General features: G+C 39.0%; 1 pseudogene. It reads left to right on the top strand.

What is annotated here, in order from left to right:
* Positions 1 to 585, top strand: a pseudogene (locus QUA43_RS30715) (ISAs1 family transposase); the annotation flags it as partial.
* Positions 586 to 1,129 lie beyond the last annotated feature (544 nt).

Below are 1,129 nucleotides of genomic sequence, written 5' to 3'. Positions count from 1 at the left end.
TTGTCGAACAAGAAGGAGATTATGTAATCACCTTAAAAAAGAACCAACCATCCCTGTATGCCTTCGTCGAAAGAGTTGTTTAAACAAGCAATTAGACAAGGATTTTCGGGATTTACACATACAGCTCATTCGACGAAGAAAGAGAATAATCACGGTCGCTCATAAATCAGACATTACTTAATGTTAAGTGACATCAAAGAGCTAATTGACCCCGACAATCAATGGGAGAAACTTCACAGTATAGGCTTGATAGAATCCGTGAGAATGGTGAAGGGAAAAACAACTATTGAAACTCGTTATTACATTAGTAGTTTACCAAATAATGCTCAAAAACTGGGTGAATCAGTCCGCAGTCATTGGGGAATTGAAAATTCTTTACATTGGGTATTAGATGTGGGTTTTCGTGAAGATGAGTGTCGGATTATAAAAGATAATGCTCCGCAAAACTTTGCGATTCTTAGACACATATCGCTCAATCTTTTGATAAGAGAGAAAACTTCAAAAACTGGAGCAAAAAATAAGCGACTTCGAGCCGGGTGGGAGGATGACTATTTGACCAAGATCCTCGCTGTTGCAGTTAACTAAATCCTCACGAATAACTCATTATTAACTCTTATACAACTTGGAAACAGTGGTTGTAATAGTTTTATTGTCTCAAAATTAGCAGAAGCGTAAAAACCACCATTAATCAGTTACTGTTTTCTTACTAAAGTCATTACAAAGCGTGTCTGTAGCTTCTAAGAATGGTGAATTTATCTCAAAATATACTCACCACTTATGAACAGTGTTCAATAAGATGCGTTCCCCCTGCAAAGTTTGGCTGTTCGATGAAAGCATGACCGAGGAGCAAATTGAGGATGTTCTCATGTTCGGGCGGACGGCATCAAGGTTGTGGGAACCCGAAGATTTCGGCCTGTCCCCTTAATCGCACATTTCCTAAGTTTATGAATAATACCCGCTAAAAGTAGGAAAAAAAAGATAGGGTTCTGGATCAAAAAACAGTTACTTAATTGGAACTTGTCTCGCGTGCGGGGGAAGTTTCGTTTCGTAAAGCTTCATAACCCACATTCCGCAGATGTGGGTTATAATTTTTCTTGGCGAAGCCGATATTCTAGAAGCGCTCGACTAT

The sequence above is a fragment of the Microcoleus sp. N9_B4 genome, assembly GCF_036701635.1.
Taxonomy (GTDB): domain Bacteria; phylum Cyanobacteriota; class Cyanobacteriia; order Cyanobacteriales; family Microcoleaceae; genus Microcoleus.
The sequence above is the reverse complement of the archived record's forward strand: the minus strand, read 5'-3'. Positions and strand labels throughout refer to the sequence as shown.